The 15999-nt window shown below is 49.7% G+C and carries 15 protein-coding genes; 3 read left to right on the forward strand and 12 right to left on the reverse strand.

Translation table 11 applies throughout. The features are described from left to right. Positions 1–74: 74 nt before the first annotated feature. The gene (locus tag BRW63_RS11155) at positions 75–1118 is read right to left on the reverse strand and encodes a WD40 repeat domain-containing protein (RefSeq protein WP_073071123.1); all 1044 of its coding nucleotides are present in this window, start codon (positions 1116–1118) and stop codon (positions 75–77) included. A 146-nt stretch (positions 1119–1264) separates the two neighbouring features. Here BRW63_RS11155 and BRW63_RS11160 point away from each other — a divergent pair, with 146 nt between their 5' ends. Beyond that, entirely contained in the window at positions 1265–2743 is a 1479-nt protein-coding gene (locus tag BRW63_RS11160) for a hypothetical protein (protein WP_073071124.1), read from the forward strand. A gap of 176 nt (positions 2744–2919) precedes the next feature. Here the strand turns inward: BRW63_RS11160 and BRW63_RS11165 are convergent, their stop codons facing one another. Beyond that, a complete protein-coding gene (locus BRW63_RS11165; protein WP_073071126.1) occupies positions 2920–3585 on the reverse strand; it encodes a dienelactone hydrolase family protein in 666 nt (221 codons plus the stop codon). 164 nt (positions 3586–3749) lie between these two features. Next, positions 3750–5618: a CheR family methyltransferase gene (locus BRW63_RS11170; RefSeq protein ID WP_073071128.1), complete on the reverse strand. Its 1869-nt coding sequence runs from the start codon at positions 5616–5618 to the stop codon at positions 3750–3752. A 450-nt stretch (positions 5619–6068) separates the two neighbouring features. Here BRW63_RS11170 and hppD point away from each other — a divergent pair, with 450 nt between their 5' ends. Beyond that, complete coding sequence (hppD, locus tag BRW63_RS11175; protein WP_073071129.1) at positions 6069–7148, forward strand: 4-hydroxyphenylpyruvate dioxygenase; 1080 nt, start codon at positions 6069–6071, stop codon at positions 7146–7148. Between the two features lie 3 nt (positions 7149–7151). On the opposite strand, the gene BRW63_RS11180 is transcribed toward hppD, so the two are convergent. After that, entirely contained in the window at positions 7152–8144 is a 993-nt protein-coding gene (locus BRW63_RS11180) for a tetratricopeptide repeat protein (RefSeq protein WP_073071131.1), read from the reverse strand. 170 nt (positions 8145–8314) lie between these two features. Here BRW63_RS11180 and BRW63_RS11185 point away from each other — a divergent pair, with 170 nt between their 5' ends. Next, positions 8315–9103: a glycoside hydrolase family 16 protein gene (locus BRW63_RS11185; RefSeq protein ID WP_073071133.1), complete on the forward strand. Its 789-nt coding sequence runs from the start codon at positions 8315–8317 to the stop codon at positions 9101–9103. 168 nt (positions 9104–9271) lie between these two features. Here the strand turns inward: BRW63_RS11185 and larB are convergent, their stop codons facing one another. From larB to BRW63_RS28270, 8 genes are all read right to left on the reverse strand, one after another. Then, complete coding sequence (larB, locus tag BRW63_RS11190; RefSeq protein ID WP_073071135.1) at positions 9272–10069, reverse strand: nickel pincer cofactor biosynthesis protein LarB; 798 nt, start codon at positions 10067–10069, stop codon at positions 9272–9274. 223 nt (positions 10070–10292) lie between these two features. Then, positions 10293–10649 (reverse strand): hypothetical protein, encoded by a 357-nt coding sequence (locus tag BRW63_RS11195; protein WP_073071137.1) that lies wholly within the window; start codon positions 10647–10649, stop codon positions 10293–10295. 3 nt (positions 10650–10652) lie between these two features. Then, on the reverse strand, positions 10653–12434 hold the full coding sequence (locus BRW63_RS11200) for an Hsp70 family protein (protein WP_073071138.1): 1782 nt from the start codon (positions 12432–12434) through the stop codon (positions 10653–10655). 57 nt (positions 12435–12491) lie between these two features. After that, the gene (locus tag BRW63_RS11205) at positions 12492–13790 is read right to left on the reverse strand and encodes a glycosyltransferase (RefSeq protein ID WP_073071140.1); all 1299 of its coding nucleotides are present in this window, start codon (positions 13788–13790) and stop codon (positions 12492–12494) included. Positions 13791–13794: 4 nt separating this feature from the next. Beyond that, on the reverse strand, positions 13795–14505 hold the full coding sequence (locus tag BRW63_RS11210) for a nucleotide exchange factor GrpE (RefSeq protein ID WP_073071141.1): 711 nt from the start codon (positions 14503–14505) through the stop codon (positions 13795–13797). A gap of 9 nt (positions 14506–14514) precedes the next feature. Next, entirely contained in the window at positions 14515–14811 is a 297-nt protein-coding gene (locus tag BRW63_RS11215; RefSeq protein WP_073071143.1) for a J domain-containing protein, read from the reverse strand. A gap of 25 nt (positions 14812–14836) precedes the next feature. Continuing rightward, complete coding sequence (locus BRW63_RS11220; RefSeq protein WP_073071145.1) at positions 14837–15724, reverse strand: Rpn family recombination-promoting nuclease/putative transposase; 888 nt, start codon at positions 15722–15724, stop codon at positions 14837–14839. Positions 15725–15759: 35 nt separating this feature from the next. Continuing rightward, positions 15760–15999: hypothetical protein (locus BRW63_RS28270; protein WP_189645264.1), on the reverse strand; the 240-nt coding region annotated here is incomplete at its 5' end.

Below are 15999 nucleotides of genomic sequence, written 5' to 3' on the forward strand. Positions count from 1 at the left end.
TCACCCTGAATTGTAGCTGTTTAGTATAGTCTCGAACAGTTATCAAAGTATTTATAGGGGTTATCTGATTGATTTTATTGCCCAAAGAAACCCTCTGGTGCCGCAAAGCTGTTCGGGTGCCAGATGCGAATTCCATCGCTGCTGCTGCTGATTACGGTGTTTCCGTTTAAGCCAAAGGTGACAGACAGCCCACTATAAGAGGAGCCGCGCAGCATTCCTAAATAATCTTCGATGTCGGGTTGCCAAAATTGCATGGTGCCTCCTACAGCCGCCACGAGGGTTTGCCCATCTGGGGAGAGCGCTAAGTCAGAAGCCCCGATGCCAAAAGTGTGTAGCAGCATTCCAGAGGTGACTGACCAAAGTTTCATGCGGCTGCTGCCCGTCAATAGAGTTTCTCCATCTCGGCTAAAGGTGAGCGCTGTTAGATCTCCAGAGTTGACGGTCTGCAAAAGCTGTTTGGTGCTGACACGCCAGAGATAAGTTTTTTGCTTGCCAGCCGCCAGAAGTTCGCTGTTGGGGCTAAACGCGATCGCGACCACAGGTTGATCGCCGATGGTGTCTTGCCACTCTTGGGCGGCTAAGTTCCACAACTGCACCCCCGGACGGCTTAGGGTGCCATCTGCCCACTTAATTAAACGACTTCCACTGGCCAAAGTCTGTCCATCTGGGCTAAAGGCGATCGTGGTTGCCCGTCCAGAATATAAGGTTTTTAATAGCTGGCCCGTTTCTAGATTCCATAGCTTGATGGTGCGATCGAGGCTGGCACTGGCTAAGGTTTGACCGTCGGGGCTAATGGCTAATGCACTCACCCAATCGCGATGACCTGATAGCGTGCGCTGTTTTTTCCCAGTTTCCAGGTTCCACAGGTGAATGATGTCGTGAGTGCTACTGGCCAAAATCTTGCCGTCGGGACTGACCGTAATTTTGGTTGTTTGTTCGGTAGTTAAGGATTGATGTTGGGAATAGCACACCAAGCCATCAACATAAGAAGGAATGCAGACTCGATTGGAGACTCTCGCGGCGATGCTTTTGTCTAGCAAAAAATAAGCGCCGACGAGCAATGCCACGATCGCGATGATTCCGACTCCTCCTAAAATTAGGTGTTTTTTTTGACTCACGATCGCATCTCTTAAACTGTCTTTACTGACCCTTTGTTTAAGCTAATGGTGCCATGCTTGACAGGGGTTCTGCCACAAGTGAGATAACGGGTCTAAAATCTTGATGATATGCTCAAACAAATTTATTCAATAAAGTACACAATTTCGTGAAAAAAGCTGGAGTACTAATCGCGACGGCACTGCTTTGCGCTACTTATTTGAGCATTGCACTCGTTGATCTAGGTCTAGATAAATTTCACTATATTCTCGCGGGTGGCAAAAAATTTGCGACGTTTCCAAATGTTGCCAGTCAAATTGCTATTGGTGGCAGCTATCTAGCGCTGGCAATTATTTATCTCGTTTGGTTTTTTAACGCCGATCGCCGCGCTCCGGTTTTAAACTTTGGCGACATTCTGCAAAAGACTGCCGTCTTCTGGGTGATTGCATTAATCGCTTACCCGTTAGGCAATGATATCTATCTTTATCTGCACTCAGGGTTGATGGATCTGAGCGGGGTCAACCCATTTATCGCTCGTGCAGGGTTGTTTGCCTCTGAGCTGTCGCCCTTTGTAGACTGGGGGCAAACCTCCACTTACGGCCCGGTTTCACAGTTTTTGTTTAGGATATCCGCCGCGATTCTCTCGATTCATCCGATTCTGGCAATTTACAGTTTCAAAGTTTTTTGCTTGGCATTGCATCTTTTTAACGGTTATATCATCTGGCGACTGTTGCCCCGTCAAGAAAGCGAATCATTTTTCAACCGCGATCGGATTGCGATCGCCTATCTCGTTCACCCGCTTTTGTTAATGGAGCAGGTCGGCTCGGCTCATATTGATGTATTGATTTCAACGAGCGCGATCGTCTTAGTGGCCAGTCTTGCCAAACAGCGTTATTGGATTTCGATTGTGGCATTGTGGGGCGGGTTTTTGTCAAAAACAATTCCTTTGATTTGGGTGCCTTTAGTCACGCTTTTTTTGATTAGACAACGCCAGTGGAAACTGCTGCTTGACACCACACTAGCCTCGTTAGGGTTGATTTTAGTGCTGAGTGCGTCACAGCTTCCGGGGTTTAACGCCTGGAGTAGTTTGCTCAACCCTGGGGTAGCGGGACAGTTTCAAGCATCGCTGCTGACGATCGCTCGATTTGGACTCGATCTCGTGCGAATCTTTATTCCTGGCTCGATCGGCAGGAGTCAGCAGCAAACGATTCTTTTGATCGTGACTTATCTGACCTTGCTGGGGTTTGCTGGATTTTATGGGGCAACCCTCTGGCGCAGCTATCGACAGTGGAACTATTCGCAGCCTGACCTGGTTGAAGATATTGGCTGGGTGACTTTGGTGCTGCTGCTGTTTGCGACTCCGTGGTTGATGCCGTGGTACGCCTCGATCGGGCTGACGATCGCCGCGCTGATTCCCCAGGCTCGGCTGTTTGGGTTAACGAGTCTGGCATTTGGGCTGTCGAGCAGCGCTCAATATTTACTGCAAGGGCACAGCGCTTTAAAGGCTTTGGTGTCGATCGGCATTCCGCTAGTGGTGTTGTTGATTGGGTCGAGAGCGTTGAGGGTGAGTGCGATCGCAGATCTCCCCCAGCTTGAGCCATCAAAAGTCGAGCCGCCGTCAGAATTGAAGGATCACCTCAAAACCTAAAGCCGTGATCAAAGTTGCTGAAGTTACGTCAGTCCGACGAGTTTTTTCACTTCGTTGTCGGCGGCTTCTGCCCCCTAAATCCCCCATTCTGGGGGACTTTGAACCGGAAATCTTGGGGGATTTAGGTAGCTCTCCCGAATTCACAATTGTAGCCAATCACTTCTGTCGAACTGACGTTAAAGGTGGTTAATTAGCCAATCGTGAACGACTTGAGACACTTGATCGGCGACCTCATCTAACTCGTGTTTCGCTTCTGGATAGAGAATTAACCGTTTGGGTTCTTGAGCGATCGCGTAAATATATTCCGAACATCGAGGAGAAAGCACATGATCGGCTGTGCCGTGCAGCAACAGCAGAGAACACCGGGGAGCCAGTTGAGCCGCTGGGGCCGTCCCATAACTTTGACTCGCGAGGGTGATCACGGTTTGCACGATCGCAGAGAGAGCCGCCGCTTGAATCACAACCGCACCGCCAAACGAGTGCCCAATCAAGGCGATCGCGGGGATGTTTTCTTGGGCTAAAAATGCGATTCCAGCCAGGGTGTCGAAAACGGCTTCTTCTAAAATGGTCGAATAGCGATAGCGAATGCGTAGAGATGAGATGCCTGACGGTTGCAGCGTTTGATACAGTTGCGGATATAAGCCATCTGCGGGAGTGTCCCAGCCGCCTCTGACTCCGCCGACCCAGATTGCTCCAAGGCGGGCGCGTTCAGCCGAATAATAGCGACCTTGAATCTCGCCACGATCGGTCAACAGCGTCATCGATTGATAGTCATTTTGCTGAAGTTCTCGCCACTCGTCCAAAATCTCGGTTTGCGAAAGGGCTTTGAGATGTAGTTGCACGATCGGGTGCCTCTCAAATAGGAAGGATTGATAGGCGTTGCAGACTGATATAATCTATTGCCATCTGTAGGTTAGACGCGATCGTGCGGTGTGGCTTCTCTCTAAAGCTTAGTTATCAATGAAGTGGACCCGTCAGCTTTGATACAGTCGTTAAGCAACTCGGCTCACTTGGCTTGTTCTTCCATCAACAAAATTACCCCTCGCACTTGCTCATCGCCAATTAAGGGAGTGCAGGTTATCTGACATTTGAGCGATCGACCGCGACGATTAATCGCTGGCAGCGTCACCTCGTTGAGCGGCTCAGAAATTCCATTTAGGCAGTTGCGAATATGGACGCGCAGTTGTTCAACTGGCAGCCCAATTTCTAAATTTAAAAAGTGTTGCCCCAGCACTTCTACTGCCCGCAGCCCCCACCAGTCTTCAGATTTTTGGTTCCAGATTTGCACACGCAAGTCTCGATCGAGCACCACTACACTTCCTTTGAGACTGGTCAAAATCGATTCTAAAAAGTGATTGGATTGGTTGAGTTCTTCACTTCGTCGCTGAAACTCATCATTTACGGTCTGCAATTCTTCATTAGTAGATTGCAGTTCTTCATTCATCGTTTCTAGTTCTTCATTGGTGGATTGCAGTTCTTCATTAGTGGTTTCTAATTCTTCATTCATGGATTGCATCTCTTCATTGGTGGTTTCTAGCTCTTCATTAGTGGATTGGAGTTCTTCATAAGCCACCACCACTTCTTGATTTGAGTGCTCGACTTCTTCTTGCAGTCGCTTATGGCGAGTCATGTCAAGAAAAGAGATGCTAACACCGAGCCGATTGCCTGCCACGTCAGTCAAAAGGGCCACCTGAATATCGAAATAGCTGGTTTCACCTTCTATCGAGTGCCATGTCACATCGCGCACATAAACTATTTTTTGACCGCGATACACCTCTTCAAGGCGCGATCGTAGCTCGATGGGGCGATCAGAAATTTCTAGATCTTGAAAGGGGCGACCAATATGGCGGGGCGAAATGCCAAACAGCGATCGTGCTCGTGCGTTTGCTAAGGCGAGATTGCCATTGAGATCGGTGATGATGCGTGAGATCGGTCCATTATCAAACGCCGCTTCTCGCAGCCGCACATGAGTAGACAGCGGAGTCGTGATCGATCCCCCACTGATGGGGTTAATTAAGGTCAGGCGATCGCGCAACATCACCCTGGCAATTTTTGTAAAAACCCGGTAAGACAAATCGATCGGTGTAAACATCGTGACGTTGTTGAGCAGCATTTCTGCTTTGCCCAGAAATAGATAGCCGCCATCGCGCAAGGCAAAGTGAAAGCGCGTCAAAATCTTTGCCTGAGTCTCTGCGTTGAAATACATCAAGGTGTTGCGGCACACCAGCAGATCGATTTTAGAGATCGGCGCGTCTTGAATTAAATCATGGCGACCAAAAATCACAGACTGGCGCAAGTCTTTGCGAAACACGTAGCTGCTGACTTCGCCATCGGTTGGCGAGACGATCGGCTCAAAATAATTTGCCAACGAGTCGGGGGGCACATTCGCCACTTCTCTCGCGGTGTAGGTTGCTTGACGCGCATGATAAAGCGCCTCTTCATCGACATCGGTGGCATAGATCTTTACCCGTTGCATCTGCTCGGCTCCTAGCAGGTCTGTAAAGGCCATTGCCAGACTATAGGCTTCTTCACCACTAGCGCAGCCTGCACTCCAGATCCGAATCGGCTCGTCTGGCTCTTTTTGGGCAATGATGCGGGGCAAGACTTCGCTGCTCAAAAAGTCCCAAAAGGGGCGATCGCGAAAGAAGGTGGTGACGTTGATGAGCAGCGTGTTAAACAGGTGCAAAAATTCTTCTGGATGCACCTCTAAATAGTCTAAATATTCGCTGTATTGCTTAATGTTGATGGTTTGCATTCGGCGCTGCACCCGACGGCTCAGACTTGAGCGCTTATAGCCAGTAAAGTCAAACCCACGGTTATGCTTGAGGTAGTTTAGCAAGGCTTCAAACTGCAAGTCGATCTCTGGAGAAGTCATCAGGTTGGAATCAGCTACATTCTCAGTTCATTATTTAATGCTAGAACCGATTTGCAAAGTGATTGCAGGAATATACCCTAAGTGAAGGGTGGGATGGGCATCTTGCCCGTACAGGCTGGAAGCCTGTTCCACTCTGACAACTAAAAGGGATTGCTATAGTTGACCCATGCCACAGGGCACTAATCTAACGCCAGTTCGACGAGTTTTTTCGCTTCGTTGTCAGCGGCTTCTGCCCCCTAAATCCCCCAAAATTGGGGGACTTTGAACCTAAATTCTGGGCTTAAAGTCCCCCAAAATGGGGGATTTAGGGGGCTTCCAAATTCACAACCGCAGCGAAAAGATTCTGTCGAACTGACGTTAATCTAGATTCTTCCTTCAGAATGACCCGAAAATTCGATAATCAAGGCAAAATCTACAGGCAGAGTCATTGGGCGAAGTATTCGCGTTTTTATGCAAATTGATCACATTCATTTTTATGTAGAAGATGCTCGTCAATCGCGAGACTGGTTTATTCAAAAAATGGGCTTCTACTCGATTCCAAACGAGTTTTGCTTTACGATCGCCCCTTCTAATCACACGCATATCGAAGTTGTTGCTAACGGCTCGATCTATCTAGTTTTCTCCGCCCCGCTTAACGATTTCAGTCCTGTCTATCAGTTTTTAAGCGCCCATCCTCCCGGAGTCGTGGATGTGGCATTTGGGGTGGAGGATGTCGAGACTGTAATGAAGCGGGCGATCGCGCAAGGAGCCAATGTCCTTCAACCCCTTCAGACTCAAGGAAGCCTGAAATGGTCCCAGATCGCCGCATGGGGAACGCTAAGACATACACTGGTTGAGCGGCAGGCGAATTCATTAATTGTGGGCAAGACATCAGATAACGCGCTCAATGTCACCTTTAGCCGCATTGATCATGTCGTTCTAAATGTGGCTTTGGGCGATTTAGAACGAGCCGTTGATTGGTATGAAACCGTTCTTGGCTTTGAGCCTCAGCAGATGTTTGCGATTAAAACCGATCGCTCCGGTCTGTGTAGCCGCGTCATGCGCTACCCCAATAGCCGGGTGCAGTTGCCGATCAACGAGCCGACCTCAAACAATTCTCAAATTCAAGAATTTTTAGACCTGAATCGGGGCGCAGGCGTGCAGCACATTGCCATTCACACCGAGAATATTGTGGATGCGATCGCGCAACTCCGTCACGCAGGTTTATCGTTTTTGAATGTGCCTGCCACTTATTACACTCAGTTGCGGCAGCGTCTTGATTGTGCGCTTTCTGAGTCGCAGCTAAACGCGATCGCAGCCCAACAGATTTTAGTTGATTGGCAATCAGATCTGCCCGAAGCGGTTTTGCTGCAAACCTTTACTCAGCCTGTTTTTGAGCAACCGACCTTCTTTTTTGAATTAATCGAGCGCCACACTTATCAAGTCGCCGATCGTCTGCATCAGGCCCAAGGATTTGGGGAGGGCAATTTTAGGGCGTTGTTTGAAGCGATCGAGCGAGAACAGTTAAAGCGAGGCAGCTTAAAATCTTAGCATTCAACGCCGATCGCGTTCTAAGTCATAAATTGCTTTTTCCCAATACCAATCTTCTGACCTACCGGGGTGTTTGAGTTTTAGCTGTGCAACGAGATCGGTGATGATTTTGCGATCGTAGCTGACCAGTCGCCTCAATTGGTCTTGAACTTGGGGACTGATTCGCCCCGACGAGACGGCAGGTGGTTGGCGACTCGTCGGGGCATTTGTCGCTGTATATCGCCGCTCAGGAAGTTTAATCTGCTGGATTGCCTTTAACATCGACTGTTGCATCGCTGAATTTCCCTGCTGAAAAAACAGTCGGGCTGCCAATTGATAGTTTTCTGACGCGTAATCAGGGTTGCCCATTTTTTCTAAAACTTGTCCTCGCGCTGCGTAAGCCTCGGCATCGTCGGGATCGATTTGAATCGCCCAGTCCAAATCTTCGATCGCACCTGCAAAATCTCCGCGTCGTGCCTTATCGCTGGCTTGGTTGATAAATTCGCCAATCTCGATCGGGGCAGATGACTGAGCCAACTGATCGGGTGATTTGGGTTTAAGCTGTTGCGCGATCGCCATGCAGCGCCGACAGTTTGCCGCGTCTTTTTGCTCTAAATAAAGTTCAGCCGCTTTTTTGTAATGAACGATCGCTTTGCCGATCTGAGCCTTTCGCTGCCAAAGATTGCCCAGCAGATTATAAGCCCCAGCATGATTGGCATTGAGACGAATCACCTGTTCGGCATCGGCGATCGCGGCTTGCAGAACACCTTGATTGAGATAGGTCAAACTTCGAGCAAAATAAAAACGGGTGTTGTTAGCATCAAGTCGGATTGCGGTGGTGTAGTCGGTGATCGCCCCGGTCAAATCATTGAGCTTAAACCGGGCAAGCCCACGATTATAGTAGGCTTCGGTGAAATCTGGCTGAGTGGCGATCGCCTGATCAAACGCTTGGAGTGCTCCCTGATAGTCTTGTGCATCTGCTTTTGCAATGCCCTGTTGATAAAACGATTCACTCATGATTAAGCACTTACCACAGAGGAGTTCTTTTTATACAATTTAGTTATCAGCACAAAGGAGAGGAGCGAATATCAATTGTACAAAAATAACAACGTCAGATGATGAGAGCAAACTAGTTACCATCGCGTTATTTGAGGACATTCATGAAGAAAAAGACCGACAGGGCATGGATGAAATTGATTTTTCTTTGTTGTGTGACGCTCTTAGTAGTTTTAGGTTGCGTGTGGCGATCGACGGTTTCAGCCGACCCGCTGCGAGGTGCGTGTAAGTTGAGACAAACTTTTCATGACGAGTTTAATGGCAAGTCGCTTGACTCCTCAAAGTGGACGACTCGATTTTGGTGGGGCGACGGAAACATTAAAGACGGATCGCTCAACTACTATACAGACGAGAATGTGTCGGTCAGTAGAGGAGCCGCTCACATCAAAGTTGAAAAGAGAGCCGCTGGGGGCAAGCCGTATGCAAGCTCATTGATCAGCACCTATGGGAAATTTGCCCAAACCTACGGATATTGGGAAGTTCGCACCAAGATTGTTTCAGGAGATGGGCTGTCAGCTTTTTTTGCTACTGGAGCAGCCGATCGTTCATGGCCCCCGGAAATTGATGTGTTTGAAGTTCCGCAGCAAGAGCGGAAGGTGTTCATGACCAATCACTATGGCGCGAACAAATCGAATGAAGGGACGTGGGAGAGTCCGGTTGCTCTCAGTCGGGACTACCATACTTATGGAGTGCTGTGGAAACCAAACCTACTAGTTTTTTATATCGACAGTCGAGAACGATGGCGAACCACGATCGGGATACCCACTAAAGCCCTTTATCCGAGCATTGGTGCCGCAACCTGTGGCGGTTGGTGTGGTGATGTGTCGAAGGCTAAGTTGCCTAGAGTGATGGATATAGACTATTTCCGCGTGTACTCTGAGGACTGTTCGAGGTCAACTCCAGCTCCTACCCGACGGTAACAACAGATTTGAGAAAAATGAGCCATTGTACGCGATGTGCGGCTAAGAACCCTCACCCCAAACCCCTCTCCCACAGGAGAGATGCTCTCAAGCGATCTCTGGTTCCCTCTCCGGCGGGAGAGGGCTGTTTTTAGGCGGTTTTAGGAAAGTCGCACATCGCGTCATCGTCTAAAGTTTTTCTGACTTTGCTTTGAGTTTCGCCGCAGTTCTGAGAATTTGTCCTGCTAAAACTGCGGCTCCAAATCCATTGTCGATATTGACTACGCCGATGCCTGCTGCACAGGAGTTGAGCATTGTCAACAAGGGTGCGAGTCCATTAAAGCTAGCGCCATAGCCGACACTGGTGGGCACGGCAACGATCGGGCAATCTGCCAACCCTCCTACTACGCTGGGCAATGCGCCTTCCATGCCTGCGACAACAATCAGCACGTCAGCATCATTCAATACGTGCAGGTTATTCAACAATCGATGAATTCCGGCGACTCCAACATCCCAAAGTCGCTGCACACCAAAGCCATAAAGCTCGGCAGTGACAGCGGACTCTTCGGCAACGGGGAGGTCGGCGGTTCCGGCTGAGAGAATGCCGATCGTTCCGGGGATTTGGGGTTTGTGGTCTGGAGATGGGGGTGATTTTAAAGCACAGATTCGGGCAGTAGCGTAGTAGTGAACATCGGGCACGATCGCTCTAATCGCGCCATAAACGTCAGGTTCGATGCGGGTTGCCATGATCACCGAGGTGCGGTTTCGCATCGCTTCCATAATTTGGGCAATCTGCTGGGGAGTTTTTCCGGGGCCCCAAATCACTTCAGGAAAGCCTGTCCGCAGGGCGCGATGGTGATCGATATGGGCAAAGTCTCCGACGCGCTCATAAGAGAGATGTTTGAGTTTGGCGATCGCGTCTTCTGGGCTAATGTCTCCTAGAGCAACCGAGTTGAGCAGGGTTTTGAGGGCTTCAGGTTGGGTCATTTTGAACCGGGGCAGAGGGCATTTTGGGGTTTGTTAACGTGAATTCGATGAGATTTATCGCTTCGTCAAGAGCGGCTTCTGCCCCCTAAATCCCCCAGAATGGGGGATTTAGGGGGCGCGATGGACTGGTAACGAAGTCGTCGAATTCACGTTTTGTCAGTCAACCCGATCGTTCTCCTTTCATTTTAAGTTCGTCGAGGTTCCAAAGCCCAACTGGGCAAACTCAATCAGAATTGCGGAGTTGCATCAAGATGTCTAAGCAGGCTCCGGTAGTTAGACTCTGAGAGTCGAGGGCTTGAGCCGTTTGCCAACAGACGATCGCGCGATCGAACATTCCTTGCAGTGCCCACAGTTGTCCGGCTAACGCATGAAATTCTGCTTGCTGATGATGGAGCGAGATCGCCTGGTCATTTTGAGCGATCGCCTCCGCATATTGACCAGCTTCGAGCCGTTGAATCGCCTGCCGATGATGCCAAACCGCTTGATCTCGAACCTGAATTAGGGGAGAAAGATCAGCCCCACAACGGCGACAGAGAACCGCAGGAGGTCGGTAACTTGCATGGCACACGGGGCATTTCATCGGCTATGAATCTGTATTAGTGCTGACGTAGTAGAGAAATTCTTCTAGCTCTTCCTGAAGTTTTGAAATGGCGAGGTCGTAATCGTTGGAGATCGCGGTTTGAAGTTGCCCAATTAGCGTTTGTAATTCTTCAGATTGTTCTTCGTCTAGCGTTTCTAACGTTTGTTGGGCGCGATCGAGCAGATCTGCTAAATCAGGATCGATCGTTTCAGCATCCGTGATCTCCCGCGACTGGATTGAGATCGTTTCATCACTTTCAAATAACGCTTGTAGGTCTTCTCTGGCCTGGTTTAGTTCGTGACTAGAAAGCCGATGAACCGCAGCATTGTTCACCACTAAACTGCCTTGTTGACCTTTGCCTTTTTCAGTTGCCGTGACGGTGAGAATGCCGTTGATGTCAAAGTCAAAATGCACCTCGACTTGCAGACTTCCGGCAGGCTGAGGCGGCAGTCCTTCCACCATAAAAGCACCGAGGGGAACGTTTTCTTCAGCGATTGTGTTCTCTCCCTGAAACACTTCAATTTCAACCGAGGTTTGGCGATCGGCAGCCGTCGAGTAAACCTGAGAACGAGAAACCGGAACGACACTGTTGCGAGGAATAATCACGCTAAAGAACCCTGGCATCATGCCCATTGGCGTAGTGATTACGGCGGCAACGCCTAATGAGTAAGGGCTGACATCGACCAAAATTGCATCGACATTTTCTCCAACTCTCACCCCAGCTTGAATCGCTGCACCCAAGGCAACGCACAAATCTGGCTGAACGCCATCGGTTGGAGCTTGTTCAAGATGCTCTTCAATCATCTGTTGGACGAGGGGAATGCGGGTTGAGCCACCAACGAGAATGATCCGATCGAGGTCTTCAGCGTCGAGTTTGGCATCGGAGAGGGCGCGATCGATCGCCTCTAATGTTTCATCAAGTAAAGGACGAATCAGCGCTTCAAAATCGGTGCGGGCAATCTCGGTTTCCAGGTGCAGGGCGGTCTTGCCTTTGCTGCTCAAAAACGCTTCTCTAACGGTTGCAAAAGCATGGGAACTGAGGTCAACTTTCACCTGTTCGGCGGCGCGGAGTAGGCGAGCTTGGGTGACTGCATCGGTGGGAACATCGACACTATGAGTTTGTCGGAACCGATCGGCGAGGTGGAGTTGCAGCAACCGATCGAAGTCATCGCCGCCCAAGCGATTGTTGCCATGACTTGCCAGAACTTCTGTCACATCGCCTGTGATTTCAACTACCGATACATCAAAAGTGCCGCCGCCCAAGTCATAGACTAAAACTCGTTCGGTTTCTTCCGATCTCACGTCATAAGCCAGTGCGGCTGCGGTTGGTTCGTTGATAATTTGCAGCACTTCTAGCCCGGCAATTTCTCCGGCGAGTTTGGTTGCCTGTCGTTGAGCATCGGTGAAGTAGGCGGGAACGGTAATCACGGCTTGGGTCACTGCTTCCCCTAAAGCAACTTCTGCCCGTTGTTTGAGGGCGCGGAGAATGATGGCAGAAATCTCGTGGGGCAAATAATCACGAGTTTCGTCAGTTCCGATCGGCAGTGTGGTTTTGTGGTCAGTGCCCATCCAGCGCTTGATCGATTTGACGGTGCGATCGGGAGCCGCCGCATATTGCCTGAGTGCCTCACGCCCGACCAACAGCTTTCCGCTATCGCTAAATCCGACACACGAAGGAAGCATTAAATCGCCATCTGGGCCGGGCAAGACTCGCGCTTGTCCATTTTCGACGATCGCTACTTCAGAATTTGTGGTTCCTAAGTCAATGCCAACGGTTCTGCTCATAGTTATGACTTCTAAGAAATCGTTGTTGCACCCGATTATTGCACATTCACAAATTACTTATTTCGGCTCAATTGCATAGACAGGCATCCCGGTTGAGATTGCCTGTTCGATAATTTCTGCTGCCCGACGCACTCCCCCGGCTTGGGCGATCGCTGCCTGCAAGCGGACTGCGTTTTGTTTGTAGCGATCTTCCTTTAGCACTCGCTGAATTGTGCTGCGGAGTTTTGTCACCCCTAGTTTTGAGAGGGGCACCATTTCACCCGCTCCGGTGTGCACTAGCCGAGCCGCGATCGCGGGCTGATCATTAGTAATGGGAATCGCGACCATAGGCACACCATCACTCAGGGCAGCCAATGTGGTGTTCATGCCCGCATGGGTAATGACTAAGCTAGCGCGTTGAATCAGTTGTGGCTGCGGTGCATAGCAGACCACTAAAGGATCACCCGGAAACGACCGATCAGCCATCGGAGCTATAGGATTCCCCAAGGCAAGCACGAGTTGGGCATCTAGTCCCACACAGGCGGCAGCTATGATCTCAAAAATTTCCGGTTTACGGTTTTGTAAGGTGCCCAGAGAGGCGTAGATCAACGGTCGATCGGTGAGTTGGTCAAACGGAAAGGGTGGGATGGAAAACGTGATCGGTTCGATTCCAGAGGGGTCTTGAAACGGCCCCGTGTAGTGAAACCAGGGGGCTAACTGCTTACGGGGAAAATCAAACGCTGCTGGCAGTTGGCAAATTTGGGCAAGGGGGGAAAAAAAGTGGTCATCATTCTTATAGGGTGGTAGGTGCCACTGCTGGCGTTGCTGCCAAACTAAGCGCCGGGCAGACTGGGTGAGCATTTCTAAGAAAGCGTTGCTCAGACGATTGCGCCACTGTGCCCACCCAGATGGGCTGTAACTCCAGTCTGTAAAAAATGGGGGAACTCCGGCTTCTCGATTAATCAACAACGCATTAGAAACTGTGACAAAGGGGAGTTTTAGAAAATCGGCGATCGTGCCTCCTGCGAGGATGGTTTGATCGACAATTAAGCCCTCGATATTGGCAGCTTGCAGGGCAGCCGGGGCTGCGTTAAACAGCATTTGCGTTTCGTTCTGAATCCACTGCACTGTCAAGTTGAACCCCGCTAACCCCGTCATTTCACCTAAGCGTTGATGGATGCTGGTGATGGTGCCCAGTGGAAAGGCTGCCTCGCCCAGTGGATGAAACTCGATGCCCGTTTGCGCCAGTTTGGGTTCCATATCCAGCACACCAAAGAGGATCACGGTATGCCCCCGACGTTGCAATTCTCGCCCAAGGGCGCACATCGGATTGAGGTGACCGATCGCTGCCGGACAGAGAATGCCAAATCGAGTCATATTGTTACCTTGCTGCTACAATCACTTGCGCTTCTCTCAACACCTGATCTTGCCACAAGTAGCCCCGAACAACTTCTTGAATGACCGTATTTTCGGCAGTTGAGTCGCTTTCTTGTCGTCCGATCGCATACATATATTTTGGATCAAACGGTTTTCCGACGGTGACGATCGGGACGACTTGTTTTTGCCTAAGCAGATCGAGAAGCGATCGCCGAATCACTTCTATTCCTTGTTGATTGCTGATTAAAATTTCGTTCAGAGCAGTGGAGTCAGTCTTTTGTTTAGGAAAGAGTCTTTCCCAAAAGGTTGCTGATTTAGTTGACGTTGTAGAGGATTCTAGAATCTGCGCTCGCCAGTATTCACAAGCCTGATCGAGCGCATCCATAACTTTTAACAAATCTTGGAGTAAGTTCTTCTGCTCCAAGTGATGGTACTGGCTTTCTGATTTTGCGGCTGAAAGTTCTTCTAAGCGTTGCTGAAGCTGTGTATTTTGTAATCGTTCAGTTTCTAGCGCTTGTTGCAAAGATGTGTGCGCGGTTTGCAATAATCTGTTCTGCTGTTTGACTTCGTGACGTAGTGCCACCCATTCACCCACCATCTGATAGGGATCAAACGGTTCTACATGGTCTGGTGCTTCGCCCAAATATTCAGGCGGCTTGGGCGTTGACTGAAGATAGTCGAGTAGCTTTTCAAATAGAGCTTGACGATCGAGCATAAATTTTCCTTAAAATGTAGCGCGAATCAAGTCATCTAGACTGACTTCAAGTTGTGCCATCACCCGCTCTCGAAGCTGATTTAATGGCTCTGGGTCGATCGTTGCTTCTAAAGGACGAATCTTAAAGAAATCCTCTGGCTGACTCGCTGCCCCGGTGCGAATCGCTTCATAAGCGGTGCGAATGGCTTTGAAATCTTCTGGATGAGTGTGTGCAGGAAACTCCCGCAACTTGGCGTGATAAGCGGCTTTGACTTCGGCAGGGTTGGCGGTTGGGGAAATGCCTAAGCGATCGTAATTTGAGTTCATTTCAGGAAAGCTTTTGTAGATTGGGTCAATCTGGCTGCGTCTCAAGCCACGTTTGCAGATCGGTGAGTTGTGTAAAATCTAGAAGGGCTTCACCCAATGCTTCTAGTTGCTCAAGGGACAGCGATCGCACTTGTGTTTCAAAACTAGAGGCGATCGGGTGCCCAAGACGACGGGTCAGTTGTCGCAATACCAGATTCACCTCAGATTGCTTAACTTCATTACGGGCTTCCTCCCGAACTTCTTCGCGTAATTCTTGATAAAGCATAGCGCGAGCCTCTTCGCGGGCTTCTTCGCGTAATTCTTGATAAATCACGGACTCTTGCATAAGTTCTCTCCTCAAAATTCGTCGAATAACTGTTTTGTCTAATAGTAGCCCAGCTAAGATCCCTGTCGCTGCGGCTAAATTGTTTTGATGGTTTCGGTCAGAAATCAACTCAATTTCTTGAGCCACTTGTCGCAACACGCCCACTCGATCGGTCGTCTGACTTAATGCTGCGTAAGGCAATAGCCCCGGACGCTGCAAAAAGATTTCGGTCGGTTGCTCCCACAATCTTACAACTTGAAACTCATGGCGCAGATTGTCTAACTCAAAGGTGGTTTGCTGAACTCGTTCTGAGTCTGTAGCTCGTAAATAAATCACCACTTGCACCATCCGCTTATTCGGAAACCGACGGTAGACGCGGAGGCGGTAATCTGCCATCCGAAAAGGCATCGCAGAGTCAGGGTCAGTTTGAAATTCGCAGTGCAGCACGACCTGATCAGATTGCAGCAAAATCAGGGCATCGGCTCGGATTGGCTCAAGCGATAGCTCTGAGGGACTTAGCTCGGTGAGGGCGACAGGTTCACCAACGAGCCAAGTGGCAAAATCTACCGAGAACTGCTCAGCGAGAAATTTAGAAACGTTATCGAACATGCAGCCCTTGACTCATTGCACCCGTTGATTGGACATCACAGATCTCGAAAACTGCGTTTGCGTTTCTTCGGGTTTCCTCCAAAAATGGCATCGAGATCAAAGCTGTCGTCCTCCTCAAACTCTTCGTCGTCACTGAAGTTTGGCATTTCGTTCATCATTTGTTGCTTGAGTTCGGGCAGCATGCGATCGAGTTCTGCTCGTGGAATTTGACCGCCAAACATGTTGCGAACCATCGCTTCGAGCATTGCTTCCATCCCTTCAAGATCGAGATTGTC

It is taken from the genome of Phormidesmis priestleyi ULC007, assembly GCF_001895925.1.
Taxonomy (GTDB): Bacteria; Cyanobacteriota; Cyanobacteriia; order Leptolyngbyales; family Leptolyngbyaceae; genus Phormidesmis_A; species Phormidesmis_A priestleyi_A.